General features: G+C 72.3%; 12 protein-coding genes. 8 read left to right on the forward strand and 4 right to left on the reverse strand.

What is annotated here, in order from left to right:
• The first annotated feature begins 2 nt into the window (after window positions 1–2).
• The 4 genes from pta to NR111_RS12555 all read left to right on the forward strand — a co-directional run bounded on the left by pta (window position 3) and on the right by NR111_RS12555 (window position 5194).
• The gene (gene pta, locus NR111_RS12540; protein ID WP_374210726.1) at window positions 3–2300 is read left to right on the forward strand and encodes a phosphate acetyltransferase; all 2298 of its coding nucleotides are present in this window, start codon (window positions 3–5) and stop codon (window positions 2298–2300) included.
• Window positions 2297–3508: an acetate/propionate family kinase gene (locus NR111_RS12545; protein WP_256820961.1), complete on the forward strand. Its 1212-nt coding sequence runs from the start codon at window positions 2297–2299 to the stop codon at window positions 3506–3508. Before pta ends, NR111_RS12545 begins: the two co-directional genes overlap by 4 nt.
• 87 nt (window positions 3509–3595) lie before the next feature.
• Complete coding sequence (locus NR111_RS12550; RefSeq protein ID WP_256820962.1) at window positions 3596–4144, forward strand: hypothetical protein; 549 nt, start codon at window positions 3596–3598, stop codon at window positions 4142–4144.
• Between the two features lie 144 nt (window positions 4145–4288).
• A complete protein-coding gene (locus NR111_RS12555) occupies window positions 4289–5194 on the forward strand; it encodes a hypothetical protein (protein WP_256820963.1) in 906 nt (301 codons plus the stop codon).
• A gap of 51 nt (window positions 5195–5245) precedes the next feature.
• Here the strand turns inward: NR111_RS12555 and NR111_RS12560 are convergent, their stop codons facing one another.
• From NR111_RS12560 to NR111_RS12570, 3 genes are all read right to left on the reverse strand, one after another.
• Window positions 5246–7732: a serine/threonine protein kinase gene (locus tag NR111_RS12560; protein WP_256820964.1), complete on the reverse strand. Its 2487-nt coding sequence runs from the start codon at window positions 7730–7732 to the stop codon at window positions 5246–5248.
• Complete coding sequence (locus NR111_RS12565) at window positions 7729–8754, reverse strand: glutamate ABC transporter substrate-binding protein (RefSeq protein ID WP_119192474.1); 1026 nt, start codon at window positions 8752–8754, stop codon at window positions 7729–7731. The genes NR111_RS12560 and NR111_RS12565 overlap by 4 nt, the downstream gene beginning before the upstream one ends.
• An 80-nt stretch (window positions 8755–8834) precedes the next feature.
• Window positions 8835–10085 (reverse strand): hypothetical protein, encoded by a 1251-nt coding sequence (locus tag NR111_RS12570; RefSeq protein WP_227022158.1) that lies wholly within the window; start codon window positions 10083–10085, stop codon window positions 8835–8837.
• Between NR111_RS12570 and NR111_RS18550 the strand changes: the two genes are divergently transcribed.
• Entirely contained in the window at window positions 10045–11733 is a 1689-nt protein-coding gene (locus NR111_RS18550; protein WP_308202018.1) for an NUDIX domain-containing protein, read from the forward strand. The genes NR111_RS12570 and NR111_RS18550 overlap by 41 nt on opposite strands.
• A gap of 170 nt (window positions 11734–11903) precedes the next feature.
• A complete protein-coding gene (locus NR111_RS12580) occupies window positions 11904–13817 on the forward strand; it encodes an alkaline phosphatase D family protein (protein WP_256820965.1) in 1914 nt (637 codons plus the stop codon).
• 18 nt (window positions 13818–13835) lie between these two features.
• Here the strand turns inward: NR111_RS12580 and thiE are convergent, their stop codons facing one another.
• Window positions 13836–14609 carry a thiamine phosphate synthase gene (thiE, locus tag NR111_RS12585; protein ID WP_119192779.1) on the reverse strand — a complete coding sequence of 258 codons (774 nt, stop codon included), beginning with the start codon at window positions 14607–14609 and terminating at the stop codon, window positions 13836–13838.
• Window positions 14610–14649: 40 nt separating this feature from the next.
• On the opposite strand from thiE, the gene thiO reads away from it, so the two are divergent.
• Window positions 14650–15897 carry a glycine oxidase ThiO gene (gene thiO / locus NR111_RS12590; protein ID WP_256820966.1) on the forward strand — a complete coding sequence of 416 codons (1248 nt, stop codon included), beginning with the start codon at window positions 14650–14652 and terminating at the stop codon, window positions 15895–15897.
• Window positions 15898–16027: 130 nt separating this feature from the next.
• On the forward strand, window positions 16028–16161 hold a 134-nt coding region (gene thiS / locus NR111_RS12595), incomplete at its 3' end, for a sulfur carrier protein ThiS (RefSeq protein ID WP_256820969.1).

The raw sequence follows: 16161 nt of genomic DNA on the forward strand, positions 1-16161 counted from the left end.
CCGTGCCCGAATCCCTTCCTTGCGAGTCCGTAGCGTCCGACACCCTCGCGTCCGAACCCCGCGCCTCGGGGTCAGGCGATCCCACCGGGGCCGAGTTGTCCGACTCCGACGTCGCCGCACTCTCGATCCCGTCCCAGTCGGACGGTGCGCCGCTCTCCTCGTCCGCGGTCTACGTCGTGGCCCCCGAGGGCGACACGGGCAAGTCGACCGTCGCGTTGGGACTGCTGCGCATCCTGGCCGGGACCGTCCAGCGGGTCGGGGTGTTCCGCCCCGTCACGGTCGCGCCCCGCCCCGCCGGTCCCGGCGTCGAGGACGAGGAACCGGTACGCGACCGCATCGTGGAGATGCTGCTGCAGCACACCACCGTGGACCTCGACTACGAGGACTGCATCGGCGTGACCAACATGCGCGTGCACTCCGACCGCGACGCCGCCCTGAGCGAGATCGTGCACCGATATGAGGCGGTGGCCCGGCAGTGCGATGTCGTGGTGATCGTCGGCACCGACTACACCGGGGTGCCCAGCCCCACCGAGTTCGACTTCAACGCCACGATCGCCGTGAACCTCGGCGCCCCCGTCTTGCTGGTGCTCCGCGGATCCGACCGCACCCCGGCCGAGATCGGCACCAACGCCCGGCTCACCCTCGAGGAGCTGCGTGTCGAGCACGCCCACCCCGTGGGAGTCGTCGTGAACCGGTGCGATCCCGGCGCGCTGGAGGAGATCCGGGCCGAGCTCGGTTCGCTGGACGTACCGGCCTGGACGCTGCCCTCCCAGTCGCTGCTCACCGCGCCCACGATGGGCGAGCTCATGGAGGCGGTCGACGGCGAGCTCTACTCCGGCGACCCGGCCCTGCTCGACCGCGAGGCGATGGCCGTGATGGTCGGCGGCATGACCGGCGACCGGATCCTGGAGCGACTGGTCGACGGGATGGTCGTCATCGTCCCCGCCGACCGCACCGACGCGGTCCTGGCGGTCCTCGCCGCGCACGCCGCCGAGGGCTTCCCCTCGCTGGCCGGGATGATCTGGAACGGTGGGGTCAGGCCGAACGCGGCGTTGGACAAGCTCGTCCGCGGGATGCGCTCGACCCTCCCGATCATCTGCACGGGTCACGGCACCTACGACACCGCCCGTCTGGCCGCCGAGACCCGCGGGCGCGTGTTCTCGGGCTCGGGGCGCAAGGTGGAGACCGCGCTCAGTCTGATGGAGAAGCACGTCGACACCGAGGAACTGCTCGCGCCGCTGCGGGTCGACGCGCCCGACGTGATGACGCCGCAGATGTTCGAGCACCAGCTCCTCGAGCGTGCCCGCGCCGACAAGCGCCACATCGTGCTCCCCGAGGGCGACGACGACCGCATCCTGCACGCCGCCGGCCGACTCCTGCGGCGCGACGTGGCCGACCTGACGATCCTCGGTGACCCCGAGGCGATCCGTCGGCGTGCCGACGAGCTGGGCATCGACCTGAGCGGCGCGACACTGCTGGACCCGCGGACGAGCGAGCACGCCGATCGGTTCGCCGATGAGTATGTCGAGCTGCGCAAGCAAAAGGGCATGACCCCGGACGTGGCCCGTGACCGCATCCTCGACATCTCCTACTTCGCCACGATGATGGTGCACACCGGGCTCGCCGACGGCATGGTCTCCGGCGCAGCCCACACCACCGCGCACACCATCCGCCCCGCCCTGGAGATCATCCGGACCCGCCCCGGCGTGAAGACGGTCTCGAGCGTGTTCCTCATGTGCCTGGCCGACCACGTACTGGCGTTCGGGGACTGCGCGGTGGTGCCCGACCCCACCGCCCAGCAGCTCGCCGACATCGCGGTGTCGTCCGCCGAGACCGCCTCGCGGTTCGGGATCGACCCGCGTGTGGCACTGCTCTCCTACTCCACCGGGGACTCCGGCAGTGGGGCCGACGTCGACAAGGTGCGCGAGGCGACCGCACTCGTGCGGTCGCGGATCGCCGAGGCGACCGAGGGTGATCCGGCTGCCGGCCTCGTCGTGGACGGGCCCCTGCAGTTCGACGCCGCCGTCGACCCCACCGTCGCGACCAAGAAGATGCCCGACTCCCCGGTCGCCGGCCGGGCCACCGTCCTGGTGTTCCCCGACCTCAACACGGGCAACAACACCTACAAGGCCGTACAGCGGACCGCGGGCGCGGTCGCGATCGGCCCGGTCCTCCAGGGGCTGCGCAAGCCGATCAACGACCTGTCCCGCGGTGCGCTCGTGGAGGACATCGTCAACACGGTCGCCATCACCGCAGTCCAGGCGCAGGGCGTCGGAGACCTCCAGGGAAGCGACTCATGACCCGCGTGCTCGTCATCAACTCCGGCTCCTCCTCCCTGAAGCTGCAGATCCTCGACACCGCCGTCGAGGGTGAGTTGGCCTGGGCGCTGGTCGAGCGGATCGGTGAGCCCGTGGGCACGCTGACCGTTCGCCGCAGCGACCTGGCCGGTGCCGGTGCGGAAGAACGCACCGCGGAGGCGGAGTTCCCGGACCACACCGCCGCGCTCGGTCACGTACTGGAGTTGGCGAAGGAGCTGCACGTCCATCCCACCGACCTGGGGGTCGAGGCGATCGGCCACCGTGTGGTCCACGGCGGGCCGGCCTTCCACGAGCCGGTCGAGGTGACGCCGGAGGTGGAGGCCGACATCGAGAAGCTCGAGGTGCTCGCCCCTCTGCACAACCCGGCCAACCTGCGTGGCATCCGGGTGGCCCGCGACCTGCTGCCGGGGCTGCCGCACGTGGCCGTGTTCGACACCGGGTTCTTCCACACCCTGCCCGCCGCCGCCCACACCTATGCCATCGATCGCGAGACGGCACGCGAGTGGGACCTGCGCAGGTACGGCTTCCACGGCACGAGCCATGAGTTCGTCTCCCGCCGCACCGCCGACGTCCTGGGCCGCCCGTACGACGCACTCAACCAGATCGTCCTGCACCTGGGCAACGGGGCGTCGGCGTCCGCTATCGAAGGTGGCCGCGCCATGGATACGTCCATGGGTCTGACGCCCCTCGAGGGACTGGTCATGGGTACACGCCCCGGAGACCTCGACCCCGGCCTGATCATCCACCTCATCCGTGACCGCGGCATGTCGCCCGAGGACGTCTCCACTCTGCTCAACCGCCGGTCGGGGCTGGAGGGGTTGTCGGGGGCGCGCGACTTCCGCGAACTCCTGACAAGGGTCGACGACGGTGACGAGGACGCCATGCTGGCCTACGACGTGGTGATCCATCGCCTACGTCGCTACATCGGCGGCTACTGGGCGGTCCTCGGCGACGTGGACGCGATCACGTTCACGGCAGGGGTGGGGGAGAACGTCGCGCGCCTGCGGGCCGACGCGCTGGCCACCATGCGCGGCTGGGGTGTGGAGATCGACACCGAGGCCAACGAGAACGGCACCGGCGAGCGGGTCATCTCCACCCCCGACAGTCGCGTGACGGTGCTCGTGGTGCCCACCGACGAGGAACTGGCGATCGCGAGGGCGTGCGACGAGGTGCTGGGCCTGGGAGGATAACCCCGTCCACATTTGCTAAGAACTACTTTAGTTATAGAGTGCGGGGTGATCCCCGGCATCCGAGTCCGGGCTGGACGAAGTCGGACGATGCCCCACGCCTCACCCTCCTCCCCGGACGCCCGGCCCGAGCACGGGCTGCGTCCCGGCCCGACGCAGGGTTCGCCCGGGAAGCGTGGGATCGTGCCACTCATCCTGGCTGCGGTCGTCACCCTGGTCCTGGGTGGGGCGTCCATGGCTCAGGCGGTGACGGTGCCTGCCCTCGATGCCCACACCGATCTGGAGTTCTCCCTGGACGGTTCCACCTGGACGGACGCCCCGGATCTCGCTCTCGGTTCGTGGGGCTGCGACCCGGCCGGTGGGCCCTCGCTCGCCGCTCCGACCGCAGTCCCCGCTCCGCCCGGGGCGAGCGGCGGCATCCCCGAAGTGGACCCGTGCGCGATGCTCCCCGGCGAATCCGTCGACCGCACCTACCACGTCCGCAATGCGGCCGACTCCGGCCGCACCGGCCGGTACGCGGTGGGGGTCGGTGACTTCGTGGTGTCGGAGGGCGCCGAGTTCGCGGTGCGGTCGAGCATCACCGGCGCGACGGCCGCCGACTCGGGGACCGTGATGCTGTACGGCGCGGGTACCGGGTAGGCCGGGGGCTCTCCGGCCCGCGGCGCCACGGTAGCCGCCCTCGAACTGGGGCCGGGGGAGTCGGCGCGAGTGGTGGACGAGGTCTCCGTTCCGCTCGACGTCCCCAACAGTGCGCAGCGGCAGAGTGTCAGTCCGAGGATGTGGGTGTCGTTCTCCGACGTCGACGGCCTCGACCGCGACGGCGACGGACTGCCCGACACCACCGAGGACCTGATCGGCACCGATCCGTCCGACCCGCTCAACCGGCTGCCCGACGTGACCGCGGGGCACGAGTACGGGCCCCGGCCGATTCTCCCGACCCGGCCCGAGGGCACCGTGCTCAACGTGGTCACCGACACGCTGCCGCCCGGCATGCGACTCGAGGACGGGGCCCTGACCGGTACTCCCACCCGCGCCGGCACCTATGACATCGCGTTCTCGGTCACCATGCCCGGAGAGGCCACCTACACCTCTGTGCGGCGCGTGGTGGTCCACCCCGCCGCCGGCGGCGGTTCGGCGGACCTGCCGGACGTCGTCTGGCCGGTCATCGTCGGGGGCGTCATCGGTGTGGTGATCGGTGTCTTCGGCCCCGCCCTGGGCTCCCTCACCGGTTCGCTCGGCGGGTCGTCCGACTCGTCCGGTTCATCCGGTTCCGGTGGTTCGCGTGGTTCCGGTGGCCCCGGTAGCTCCGCCGGTTCGGACTCGCTGGCGGGCACCACCGCCCCCACCGCCTCTGCCCCCACCGCCCCCGCGACCGCGGCCACCACGCCTGACGCGGACCCCGCCACCGACGAGGGCGACGCCACCGGTCGGGTCGCAGAGAGTGCGGTGACACCGCGCGAGGGGGCGCCGTCGGACGCGTGGATCCGCGCCAATTCGGAGGTCCGCGGGTCGTTGGCCACCACCGGCGTCAGCGGGCCCGAGCTCGTGTTGTGGGCGCTCACCGCGGCGGCGGCCGGCGCGACGCTCATCCTGTTCGCCAGGCGACGCCGCCGCCACGATGACCCGGCCTTCGCCGTCGACTCCGCTCTCGACCCCGCTCTCGACCCCGCTCTCGACCGCGAGGGCTGAGCCACCCGGCCCGAGGGGAGAACCCCTGAGGCATGTGGAACCCCCGCGGACTCAGAACAGGGTGCGTGGACGGATGCTGTTGGCCTGGTCCACCAGACGGAACCGTTGCTGACGGGTCTCCGTGGAGCGCGCGAGGGTCCGCAGTACGGTCTCCGCGCCGGAGCGCAGCCCGAACTCGGTGAACGGCACGCCGCGCATGAGAGGTGACGGGGACGGCTCGTTGCCCGGTAGCTGAATCCAGGCGAGTGCGGTGGTGAGAACAGTGAGCCGGATCTGGAACGCACGGTGCTCGCCGGCGGACAGGTTGGTCACGCGGCGGGCGGCCTCGCGGAGGTGGGACTCCTCGGTCTCATCGAGCGGGCGGCCCTGGCATAGCAGGAGGATCGCTGTGAGGTTGGCCAGCGCCGAGTACCGGGAGTTGGGTGGGACGCGGTCGAGCTCCTCGATGGCGGCCTTGACCTCGCCGCGCCGCTGCAGCTGGCGCGCCAGCCCGAACGCGGAGCTGATCACGGACCGGTCGACCGACCACACAGTGCGGTAGAAATGTTCGCTCGAGCGTGCCCAGCGGGCCCGGTCGCTCTCGGGGCACACGTCGAGGATCAGTTCGGCCGTCGCGGCCAGGGCCAGCTTGGGGCCGTTCTCGCCGGGCATGGCCGAGAGCACCCTCTGGAACTTGGGATACGCCCCGACGGGGTCGCCCTTGAGCAGGTCGGTCACGCCGTCGTACCAGACCAGCCGCCATTCGGCGGGCATCCGGTGCGCGTTCTCCTCCAGCAGCGCCTCGGCCGCGGCGAGATCGTCGCTCTCGAGGTAGGCGCGGGTGAGTGACATGATCACGCCGACGCTCTCGCGGGCCTCGGACTCGGTGTCGGAGTACAGCTCGAGGAGGGTGTCGATCCGCTGCTCGACCGAGGTGTACGAGGTCGCGGCGAGAATGCGGCTGGCGGGGTCGGAGGCCTCCATGAGCGGCACCGGCAGGGCGTCGACCAGTTCGGACCCGGTGAGCGTCGTGTCGCGGGCGCGGCCGTCGACGAGGAAGTCGGTCGGCTCGACGGTGAAGAGCGTGCCGAAGGTCGATCGCTGGGGTGAGAACACCGAGGAGAACGCCGGGTGCGGGACCCCGGTGCGCAGCGCGAGTACCTCCCGCAGGACGCCTATGAGCTGGTTGGCCATCCCGTTGGCACTGCGGAACCGCGAGTCGGGTTCCTCGTGGGTCGAGCGCAGGAGGAACCGGTACAGCGAGTCGTACCGGCTGAACACCGGCTCCTCCATCGGGGAGGGGATGCCGTCGGCGTAGCGGCCGTCGACCACGGGGAGCCGCACGATGAGCGAGGCGAGGGTGCGACCGACGGTGTACAGGTCGGAGGCGATGGTGGGCCCGGTCCGGGGGATCTCCGGGGCCTGGAAACCGGGGGTGCCGTAGATGTGCCCGTAGTCCCCGACGCCGGACACCGCGCCCATGTCGATCAGTTTGACGTGGTCCTCGGTGAGCATGATGTTCTCGGGTTTGAGGTCGTTGTAGACCAGTCCCACCGAGTGCAGGTAGGAGAGCGCCTGCAGGACCTCGAGCACGTAGGCGATGGCCTTCTCCACCGGCAGCACCCGCCCGGGTGCCGCTCGTCGGACGTCGCGCAGGCTGGGGCCGCCGACGTACTCCATGACGATGTACCCGCCATGGGTGGGCGACGTGGCCCAGTCGTCGTGGATGAAGTTGTAGATACGCACGATCGACGGGTGGGACAGTTCGGCCAGGATCTCCCGCTCGGCGACGGCGACCTCCTGGGCCTCGGCCTGGTCGGCGTGGAGCAGGCCTTTGAGGACGACCCAGCGGTCGGACACGTTGTGGTCGACCGCCAGGTAGATCCAGCCCATCCCGCCGTGGGCGAGCGCACCGCGGACCTCGTACTGGTCGGCGACGATGTCTCCGGGCCACAGTTCGGGCCGCGGCAGCCTGCCGTCGGAGGCCGCGCACTCGGCCTCGATGTCCTCCGGCTCCAACATTGCCGAGGTGGGGTCGACGGGGATGATGTACGGCAGGTCGACCAGACCCTCGGCGGCCTGGCTCGGGCGGTCCTCCGGCTTGTCGGGGTGCCGCATGCGGAACGGTGCCGAGGTCGACCGGTCGCCGGTAATCACCTCGCCGGTCCGGGCGGAGGACCGCGCGCCGGGGACGGACTCGGTGCGGGACTCGGGATCATGACTCCGCCCCGCGCCCGCCGCGCGCGCCGGGCCCGCCCGGCCCGGGCTGCTGCCGCCACCAGGGTCGGTGTCGGCGAGGAACCCGGTCATCGACGCCGCGCCGGTGGCCTCGACCGCCCCGGTCTCCGCCATGCTTCCCGAATGGACGTGCGGGCCCGTGGCCTCGAGCTGCCCGGTCGCCCCCATCGCGCCCGTGGCCTCCATCGCGCCCGTCGCCTCGGTCAGTCCGGTCGCCGTGGCGGCCTCCGTTACGGCCACCGCCTCGGTCCGCATCGTGGCCTGCGTACCGACGCTGGGTTCGCCCTCCTCGAGCGGGTCGTCCCACTTCCGGTAACTCATCGCTGCTCCTCCGGCACGTACCTGGGCACCGGCATCCCGGGGTTGGGCCCCAGCCCGGACAACCACGTCGAATACATGCGGTTCCACGTGCCGTCCGCGCGGATCCGTTCGAGCGTGGAGTTGACCTGACGGACCAGCCCGTCGGTGTTGTCGCCCGGCGTGGACTTGGCGATGCCCACCCCGTACGGTTCCGCGTCGAGCTGCGGCCCCACGATCTCCAGGTACGGGTCCTGCGCGGTGATGCCCACGAGGATCGCGTCGTCGGTGGTGATCGCGTCCACCTGGTTCTGCTGGATGGCCACGAGGCAGTCCGCCCACGTGTTCACCGACAGCACCGTGATCCGATCCAACTCCTCCCACAACCGCGACGCCGACGTCGTCCCGGCGGCCACGCACACGCGCTTGCCCTCGAGGTGTTCGATCTCCGTGATCCCCGACCCGCGCACCGCCAGCACCCGCTGGTAGGCCTGGTAGTACGGCACCGAGAACGTCACCCGCTCGCGCCGTGCGCACGTGATGGACATCGACCGGATCACCACGTCCACCTGGTCGTTCTCCAGCGCCTCGAGCCGGTTCGACGACGTCAGCGACCGGAACTCCACCTGTCGCGGGTCGCCGAAGATGTCCGCGGCGATCTCGCGCGCCAGGTCCACGTCGAAGCCGGTGAGTTGGCCGCTGGCCGGGTCGCGGAAGGAGAACAGGTTGGAGCCCTGGTCCAGTCCCACGATCAGTCGACCCCGCTCGAGGATCCGCGGCACCCTCTCCGCGGGGGTGGCGTCGTTCGGCCGCAGACTGGGCAGGGGATCGCAGCTCTCGTCGTTCTCGTCGGGCAGGCCGGCGGGGACGTCCGTGCTGATGACCGCGCCGGCGGGAAGTGGCATCACCGCGTCGATCTGCGGGATCCCCGCCCCGGCGATCCCGGCCAACTCCGCGGTCGCGTCTCGTTCCGGCCCGCCCGCGCCGGGGCCGCCCTCGTCGTCGTCGACCCCACACGCCGCCCCGAACGCCAGGGCCGCCACCATCACGCCCCCGAGCGCGACCCGCCTCGCCCGGCGCCGCGCGCCGTGTCCCCGCGCGCCCGACCCGGTCCGCACCCCCGCCGTCACAGGTACTCCCTGATCCTCGGCGCGATCCCCACGACCACGGCGAACGCGGCCAGGGTGGACAGCGCGATGATGAGATCGGGCCCGTTGGAGGAGGTGCGGCGGGCGTTGTCGATGCGCGTGCGCAGGGTGTCGCGGGCCTCCTCGATGGCGTCCTGCATGGACTCGTCGAACTCCTCGAACGCGGCCCCCGAGTCGCCCTCGCTCTGGCCGGAGGAGATGGTGATCGCGCCCTGGTAGTCGCCCTGTTGGTACAGGGAGTCGGCGCGGTTCTGGGCGGCCATCCAGGCGTCGAGCGCCTCGATCGCGTCCGTCACCGCACCCTGCGAGTCGAGGTTGATGCGGCCGGAGGAGTCCGCGTCGTCCTCGTCGTCGAGGTAGACGGTCAGGGTGTCACGCACGTTGCCCAGGGTGGTCGCCCGCTCGGCCGCCGACCCTTCCGGATCGGTGCGCCGCACCAGGTTGAGCGTCTCCTGCGCGCGCACCTTCTGGGCGTTGATGCGCTGGCGGGTGAGCTCGTTCATCGGTGCCGCGCCCTCGGACAGGCCCTTGGCGTTGTCATTGGCCGCGAGGAACCCGGCGATCATCGTGAGCAGGAACGTCGCCACCATGAGCAGCGAGCCCAGGGCGAGCGCCGGGTTGAACCGCCGCCCGGTGAGTCGCCACAGCCACTGTTGCAACAGCAACAGCACCGCGATCGCCAGCCCCAGCAGGAAGAACGACCCCCATGGCGGCGACGACCACTCCCTGTCCGACTGTCCCACCGACGTGGACTGCCGGTCGTACAGGTCCGCGGCGGCGGGCAGGATTGTGTCCTGCATCAGCGTCGACGCAGACGCCAGATACGCCGAGCCGACCGGATTGGCCACGCGGTTGTTGGTGCGCGCCGTCTCCACCAGGCCGGTGTAGGTGGCCAGCTGGGCGTTGATGAGCGCGAGCTGTTCGATGGACTCGGTGTCGGTGCGGTCGAGGCCCTGGGAGGCGGCGATGATCGACGACGACGAGGTCGCGATCGCCTGGAGGTAGCGTTCGCGCAGTTCCGCAGGCTCGATACCGCCGGTGATGAACGCGGTGTTCGCCGCGGAGTCCGCGATCGTCAGGGAGCTGTACAACGTCTGCGAGGCGTTGGCGACGGGCTCGACCTCGGCCAGCAGCGTCTCGGTATAAACCTGCCGCTGGGTGATCGTCGAGGACGCCACGATCCCGCCCGTGAGCACCGTGATGATCGCGAGCAACGCGAAGACCGACATGCGGCCCGGCGTGGTGAGCACGTCGTTCCAGAAGCGGGCGGCGCGGCGACGGACCGGCCTGCGGGGTTGGAGGGTGGATGACGACTCGCCACTCGAGCCGGGCGTTGGTGTGAGCGTGGAGGCGGAGCCGGACCGGGAGCCGGAGGCCGACGTGGAGGCGGAGCCGGACCGGGAGCCGGAGGCGGCACCTGATGCGGGTGCGGCGCCGGCCCGGGGAGCGGCGTCGGCCGAGGATGCCGGGGTGGACTGTGCGGAGCCTGACTGGGACGCGGAGCCTGACTGGGACGCGGAGCCTGACTGGGACGCGGAGCCTGACTGGGACGCGGACGCAGGCGTGGCCCCGGCGGCGGACGCCGCGGGCGTGGATGCCGACGTCGACCCGGCAGGGGCGCCGCCCACCGGTGCGTCGCCGGGTGCGGGCGTGTCCGCGGCCGCACCGCGGGCGCGGCGTAGCGAGAAGGTTCGGGCGCGCATCTGCTCGCTCACCTCCCCGGTCTCCGCCCGCCGAGCCGACGATCCGACGGGAGTGTCTCCCAGGTTAGTGAAGTGGCGGCGCGGAGTCGGGCAGACTGGTCGACGAGGACTCAAGGTTCCGCCCGATCCGGGGGTGGACGGGTCCAGGGGAGGTGGACGACCGGTGGCGGCGAGCGAAGGTGACGGCAACGGCTGGGTGGTGTCCGACGAGGGTGATCGCCGGTGGGGGCGGTTCGGCGCCGCCGGGCTGCTCCTGCGGGCCGTCGACCCGTCCGATCCCGACACCCCACTCGTGTTGCTGCAGCACCGCGCCGTGTGGACGGCCTCGGGCGACACGTGGGCGCTGCCGGGTGGTGCGCGGGACTCGTACGAGGACGCGCCCGTGGCGGCGCTGCGCGAGACGGAGGAGGAGGCCGAGATCCGGCCCGCCGACGTGGTGGTCCGCGCGCAGGTCGTGACCTCCCGCATGCCCGGGACCGTGTGGCACCGGCCCGGACTCGACCTGCGGCACGCGGCCGAGCTGCTGAGCCGGCTGCGGCCCGACCAGCGCCACGACGAGCTGCCCGCGAACCCGTCGGGCTCCGCCCGCCCACGCGCCATCCCGCCGCTGGTCCAGGAGTCGCCCGACGCGGTGGAGTGGACGTACACCACCGTCATCGCGGACGCCCCGCGCGCGCTGGAGACCGTGCCCAACAACGAGAGTCTCGAACTCCGCTGGGTGCCCGAGACGCTGGTGGCCGAGTTGCCGCTCATGCCCGCGTTCGCCCACGCCTGGGCGAACGGGCTGCGCACCGACCCCGTCGAGCTGGTCGTGGACGTGGCCAATGTGCTCGGCTCCCGCCCCGACGGCTGGTGGAAGGACCGGGCCGGCTCCACCTCGCGACTGCTCGACGACCTGGGCGCCGGGATGCCCCGCACCCTCGAACTGCCGGGGGGGTTCGGCTGGGTCGCCCGCGCGCACGCCGTCATCGAGGGCGTCGCCAAGGCCGCCGAGCACGAGGGCCCGCTCGTCGTCCACCGCGCGTCCGGGTCCGGCGACGACGCGATCGTCGATCTGGCCACCGAGCTGGATGGCGGGCCCCGCCGGGTGGTGGTGGTGACGGCCGACCGGGGACTGCGGGACAGGCTGCCGGGCGACGTCGTCGTCGTCGGACCCCGCGCCCTTCTCGGGTAGCACGCGCGCACGCCGGCCCGGTCCCACCCCGGTCCCACCCCGGTCCCGCCCCGGTCCCGCCCCGGTCCGACCCCGGCCCCGCCCCGGTCCCGGCCCGGTTCACCGGGTCCACCCGACCTGACGGGTTGGATCTGCGCGCCGCACCGCCCCGCGGGTGCACACTGGAACGCATGACCCTGCCCCCGGAGATCCTCGTCGGCCCGATGCTGCGCTACGTCGACAGCACCGACGCCACGGTGTGGGTGGAGGTGTCGGCGCCGTGCGAGGTGACCATCCGTGCCGGCGACGAGGTGGTCACCGAGCGTTCGTGGGGCGTGCACGGCCACCACTTCGCGGTACTGCACCTGTGCCGGCTGCCCGAGGGCGAGATGACGCCGTACGAGGTGTCGCTCGATGACCGGCTCGCCTGGCCCGTCGACCCGGGTCGGCCCAGCGTGATCCGCACGCCTCGCGCCGACGACACGGTGCGGCTGGCGTTCGGGTCGTGCCGGCGTGGGGAGAGCCAGACCCCGGTGGCGCTGCGCAGGATCGGTGCCGACGCACTGGTCGCCCTGGCGCACCGCATGGCGCACTCCCCGCAGGAGGAGTGGCCGGACGCGATGCTCCTGCTCGGCGACCAGGTGTACGCCGACATCCCCAGCCGGGAGATCTCCGAGCGGCTGGCCGAGCGTCGGCGCGCGGGCGGTGGCCCGCAGTCGGTGCGGGACTCTGCCGGCGCCGGGGGAGACCGCGACGTCTCCGACGAGATCTGCGATTTCGAGGAGTACTCCTGGCTGTACCACGAGTCGTGGCGTGACGCGGATGTGCGCTGGTTGCTGTCGACGGTGCCGAGCTGCATGATCCTCGACGACCACGACCTGCGCGACGACTGGAACTCCTCCCACGCGTGGCGTCGCGAGATGACCGCCCAGCCGTGGTGGAGCGACCGGGTGATCGGCGCGTTCGGCAGCTACTTCGTCTACCAGCACCTGGGCAATCTCGCCCCCGATGAGCTGGAGCGAAACGAGATGTACCGGGCGTTGCGGTCCGCCGGTTCGGACGCGGAGAGGGAGTCGCTGCTGGACGACTTCGCGCTGTCCACCGATTCCGAGCGCCGCACCGAGCAGTGGAGCTTCAAGCGTGACTTCGGTCGGGTGCGGGTGGTGATGCTCGACGTGCGGGCGTCGCGGCATCTGGACCCGCAGGACCGGCGGGTCATGGACGCCAACGAATGGCAGTGGACGCGCGAGTCCTGCCTGGACGCCGACGTGGACCACCTGGTGATCGGCTCGTCCCTCCCGGCGTTCATGCTGCCTGCCCTGCACGACCTCGAGGGCTGGAACGAGGCGGTGTCCCGCGACCAGCCCGACAAGCCGGCCACCGCGCGGGTCGGCGAATGGATCCGCCTGACCGTGGACCTCGAGCACTGGGCGGCGTTCCGTAACAGCTTCGACGACTTGGTCGGCCTGCTCACCGAGGTGGCGGCGGGCGATCACGGGCCCGCGCCCGCCTCGATCCTCCTGCTGGGCGGCGACGTGCACTGCTCGTACCTCGAGGAGGTCGACCTCACCGCCGAGCGGGTGGTGGACTCAACCACCCGCGTCCATCAGCTGGTGATGTCGCCGTTCCGCAATCCTCTACAGAAGTCGATCCGAGCGGTGAACCGTCTGTCGGTCCGCGAGCCCGTGCCCGCCCTGACGCGCCGCCTGGCCCGGGCGGTGGGGGTGCGGGAGCCCGAGGCGCGGTGGCGGGTCACCGACGGACTCTGGTTCGACAACGGGGTGATGACCCTCGTACTGCGCGGCCGCCGCGCCACGGTGCAGGTCGATCACGCCACCGTCGAGTGGCCCGCGCGCGGACTGGGCAAGGCCCTCACCCTGGTGCCGGGGCTGGCGCGGGAGTCATGGGGACGACGACGACGGCGAGAGGGCGATTCGCTGGGCCGCAAGCCCCGGCAGGTGTTGCGCAGGACGCTGAGCAAGGAGTTGACCGGGGAGGGCCTGTCTCCGCGGGCAGCTGCCGACTGGACGGACGCGGACCGGGACGGGGCTCTCCGGGGCGGGGCTGGTCAGAGTACGGCTGTCCGGACCGAGGCCGCGCGCTAGACCGACACCGCCGACCGGCTAGGCCAGGGCCGCGCGGAGTTCGAGGGCGGCGGCGGTGGGGTCGGCGGCGCCGGTGATCGCTCGGACCACCACCACCCGGGTCGCACCCGCTGCCAGCACCTCCGGCAGGTTCGTCGCGTCGATCCCGCCGATGGCGAACCACGGCGTCCCGGCCGACCCCGCAGCCGACCCTGACCCGGCAGCCGACCCCGCAGCCGACCCCGACCCCGCGGTGGTCCCTGCCGCGTGGCGCACGAGGTCCGTGCCCGGCGCGACGCGGCCCGGCTTGGTCGGGGTGGGCCACACGGGGCCCGTGCAGAAGTAGTCGACCAGCGGGTTCGCCGCGGCCCTGTCGACCTCGTCCACCGCGTGGCAGGACAGGCCGAGCACCACGTCGTCTCCGACGATCCGGCGCGCCCACTCCACCGGCAGGTCGTCCTGCCCGACGTGCAGCACGTCCGCCCCGGACGCCACGGCGACGTCGGCGCGGTCGTTCACCGACAGCAGCGCCCCGTGGGAATCGCACACCTCGCGCATCACCGCCAGGGCCCGCAATTCGTGCCCGGCCTCGAGCGGCCCGAGGTCGCGTTCGCCGGCCGAGTTCTTGTCCCGCAGCTGCACGATGTCGACCCCGCCCGCCAGGGCCGCGGTGACGTCCCTGCGCAGCGCCGGGAAGTCGCCCGACCACCCCTGCTCGCGCGCCTGCTCGTCGAGGTGCCGACGCGCGTCGATGCAGAGGTAGAGACGGGCGTCGGCGAGGCGGGCACGGAGGCGGTCGGCGCGGGAGGTCATGGTCACAACCGTAGGCCAGGGCACCACTAGGCTGGCCGTCATGACCTCCCGTGCCGCCGCCGACGACGACGGCCACCGTCCCGCCGCCGACGACGGCTTCCGCCCCGGTGCCGGTGCCGGTGCCGCTGCCGCCGCCGTGGCCCGGGAGGCCGCGGATAACGGTATCGCGCGTATCGGGGCCCGGCGGCTGGCCGTGATCGGCGGCTCGGTGATCGGCCTGGCCTGCGCGTGGTCGGCCGCCAGGACCAAGCTGGCCACGGAAGTGGTGATCTACGAGCCCGACGAGTCCGGCCCCGACGGTGTGCCCGCCGCGGCCGCGGCGTGGGTGGCCGGTGGCATGCTCGCCCCGTTCAGCGAGGCCTGGCCGGGAGAGGAGGCAGTGTTCGCGCTCGGAGTGGACTCCCTGCGGCGGTGGCCGGACATGCTGGACGCCCTCGAGCCGTACGTCCCTCCCGGCCCGCCGGTCCGCACCGCCACCCACACGCACATGCTGGCCGTGGACGAGGCCGACGCCCGTGACCTCGACATGGCCATGGAGTGGGCCGCCCGCCAGCCGGACTCCACCGACGCCGACCTGCGCCGAATCACCCGGCGTGAGCTGCGCGAGGCCGAGCCGTCCCTGGCCCGCGTCGCCCGCGCCGCCTATCGCATGGACTACGAGGGGGCCGTCGACAACCGCGTCCTGCTGGCCGCCCTGACCCGAGCCTGCCGCGCCGAGGGTGTGAGGTGGGTGCGCAGCGCGGTGACCTCGCTCGACGACGTCGACGCGGACCGCATCGTCCTGGCCGCAGGTTCCGGGTCCGCCGAACTGGCGGGGCTGCCGGTGCGCCCGGTCAAGGGCGAGGTGCTCCGGCTACGCGCCCGGCCCGGCTGCGAGGACCCGCCCCGGGGAGTGGTGCGGGCGTTCGTCCGCGGGCGACCGCTGTACCTGGTCCCGCGCGACGGTGGTCTGGTCGTGGGCGCCACGCAGTACGAACACGGCGACGACCGGCAGGTCACCGTCGCCGGGGTGCGCGACCTGCTCGCCGACGCCGAGACGATCTTCCCCGGGATCGGGGAGTACGAGTTGGCCGAGGCGATCGCCGGGCTCCGGCCGATGTCGCCGGACAATCTGCCGTTCCTCGGCGCCGACCCGACGGACCCGCGCGTCATCCACGCCACAGGGCACGGCCGCAACGGCATCGCGCTCACCCCGGTGACCGTCGCGGCGGTCTGGGCGGCACTGCACGCGGTGCGCGGTCCGGCGGCGGCGCGTGCGGCCGCTCCCGACCGCTTCGCCCGCGGCTGAGCCCAGGGTGCCGGGCGCCGTGGGCCCCGGGTGCCGGTCGCTGTGGGCCCACCGCACCGACGTCACCGGGCACCCCGCGCAGGCGACTACGGTGGAGACGTACAGCCGCGACCAGGAATTTGGAGGCCCCATGATCGTCACGGTGAACGGCGAGGACCGCACCCTGGCCGACGGCGCGACCGTCCGCGCACTCGTCACCGAGCTGGACTTGCCCGACGAGGGCGTCGCCATCGCCGTCGACGGCGTGGTGGTGCCCAGCTCGGG

Source organism: Dietzia sp. Die43, assembly GCF_024519835.1.
Classification (GTDB): domain Bacteria; phylum Actinomycetota; class Actinomycetes; order Mycobacteriales; family Mycobacteriaceae; genus Dietzia; species Dietzia kunjamensis.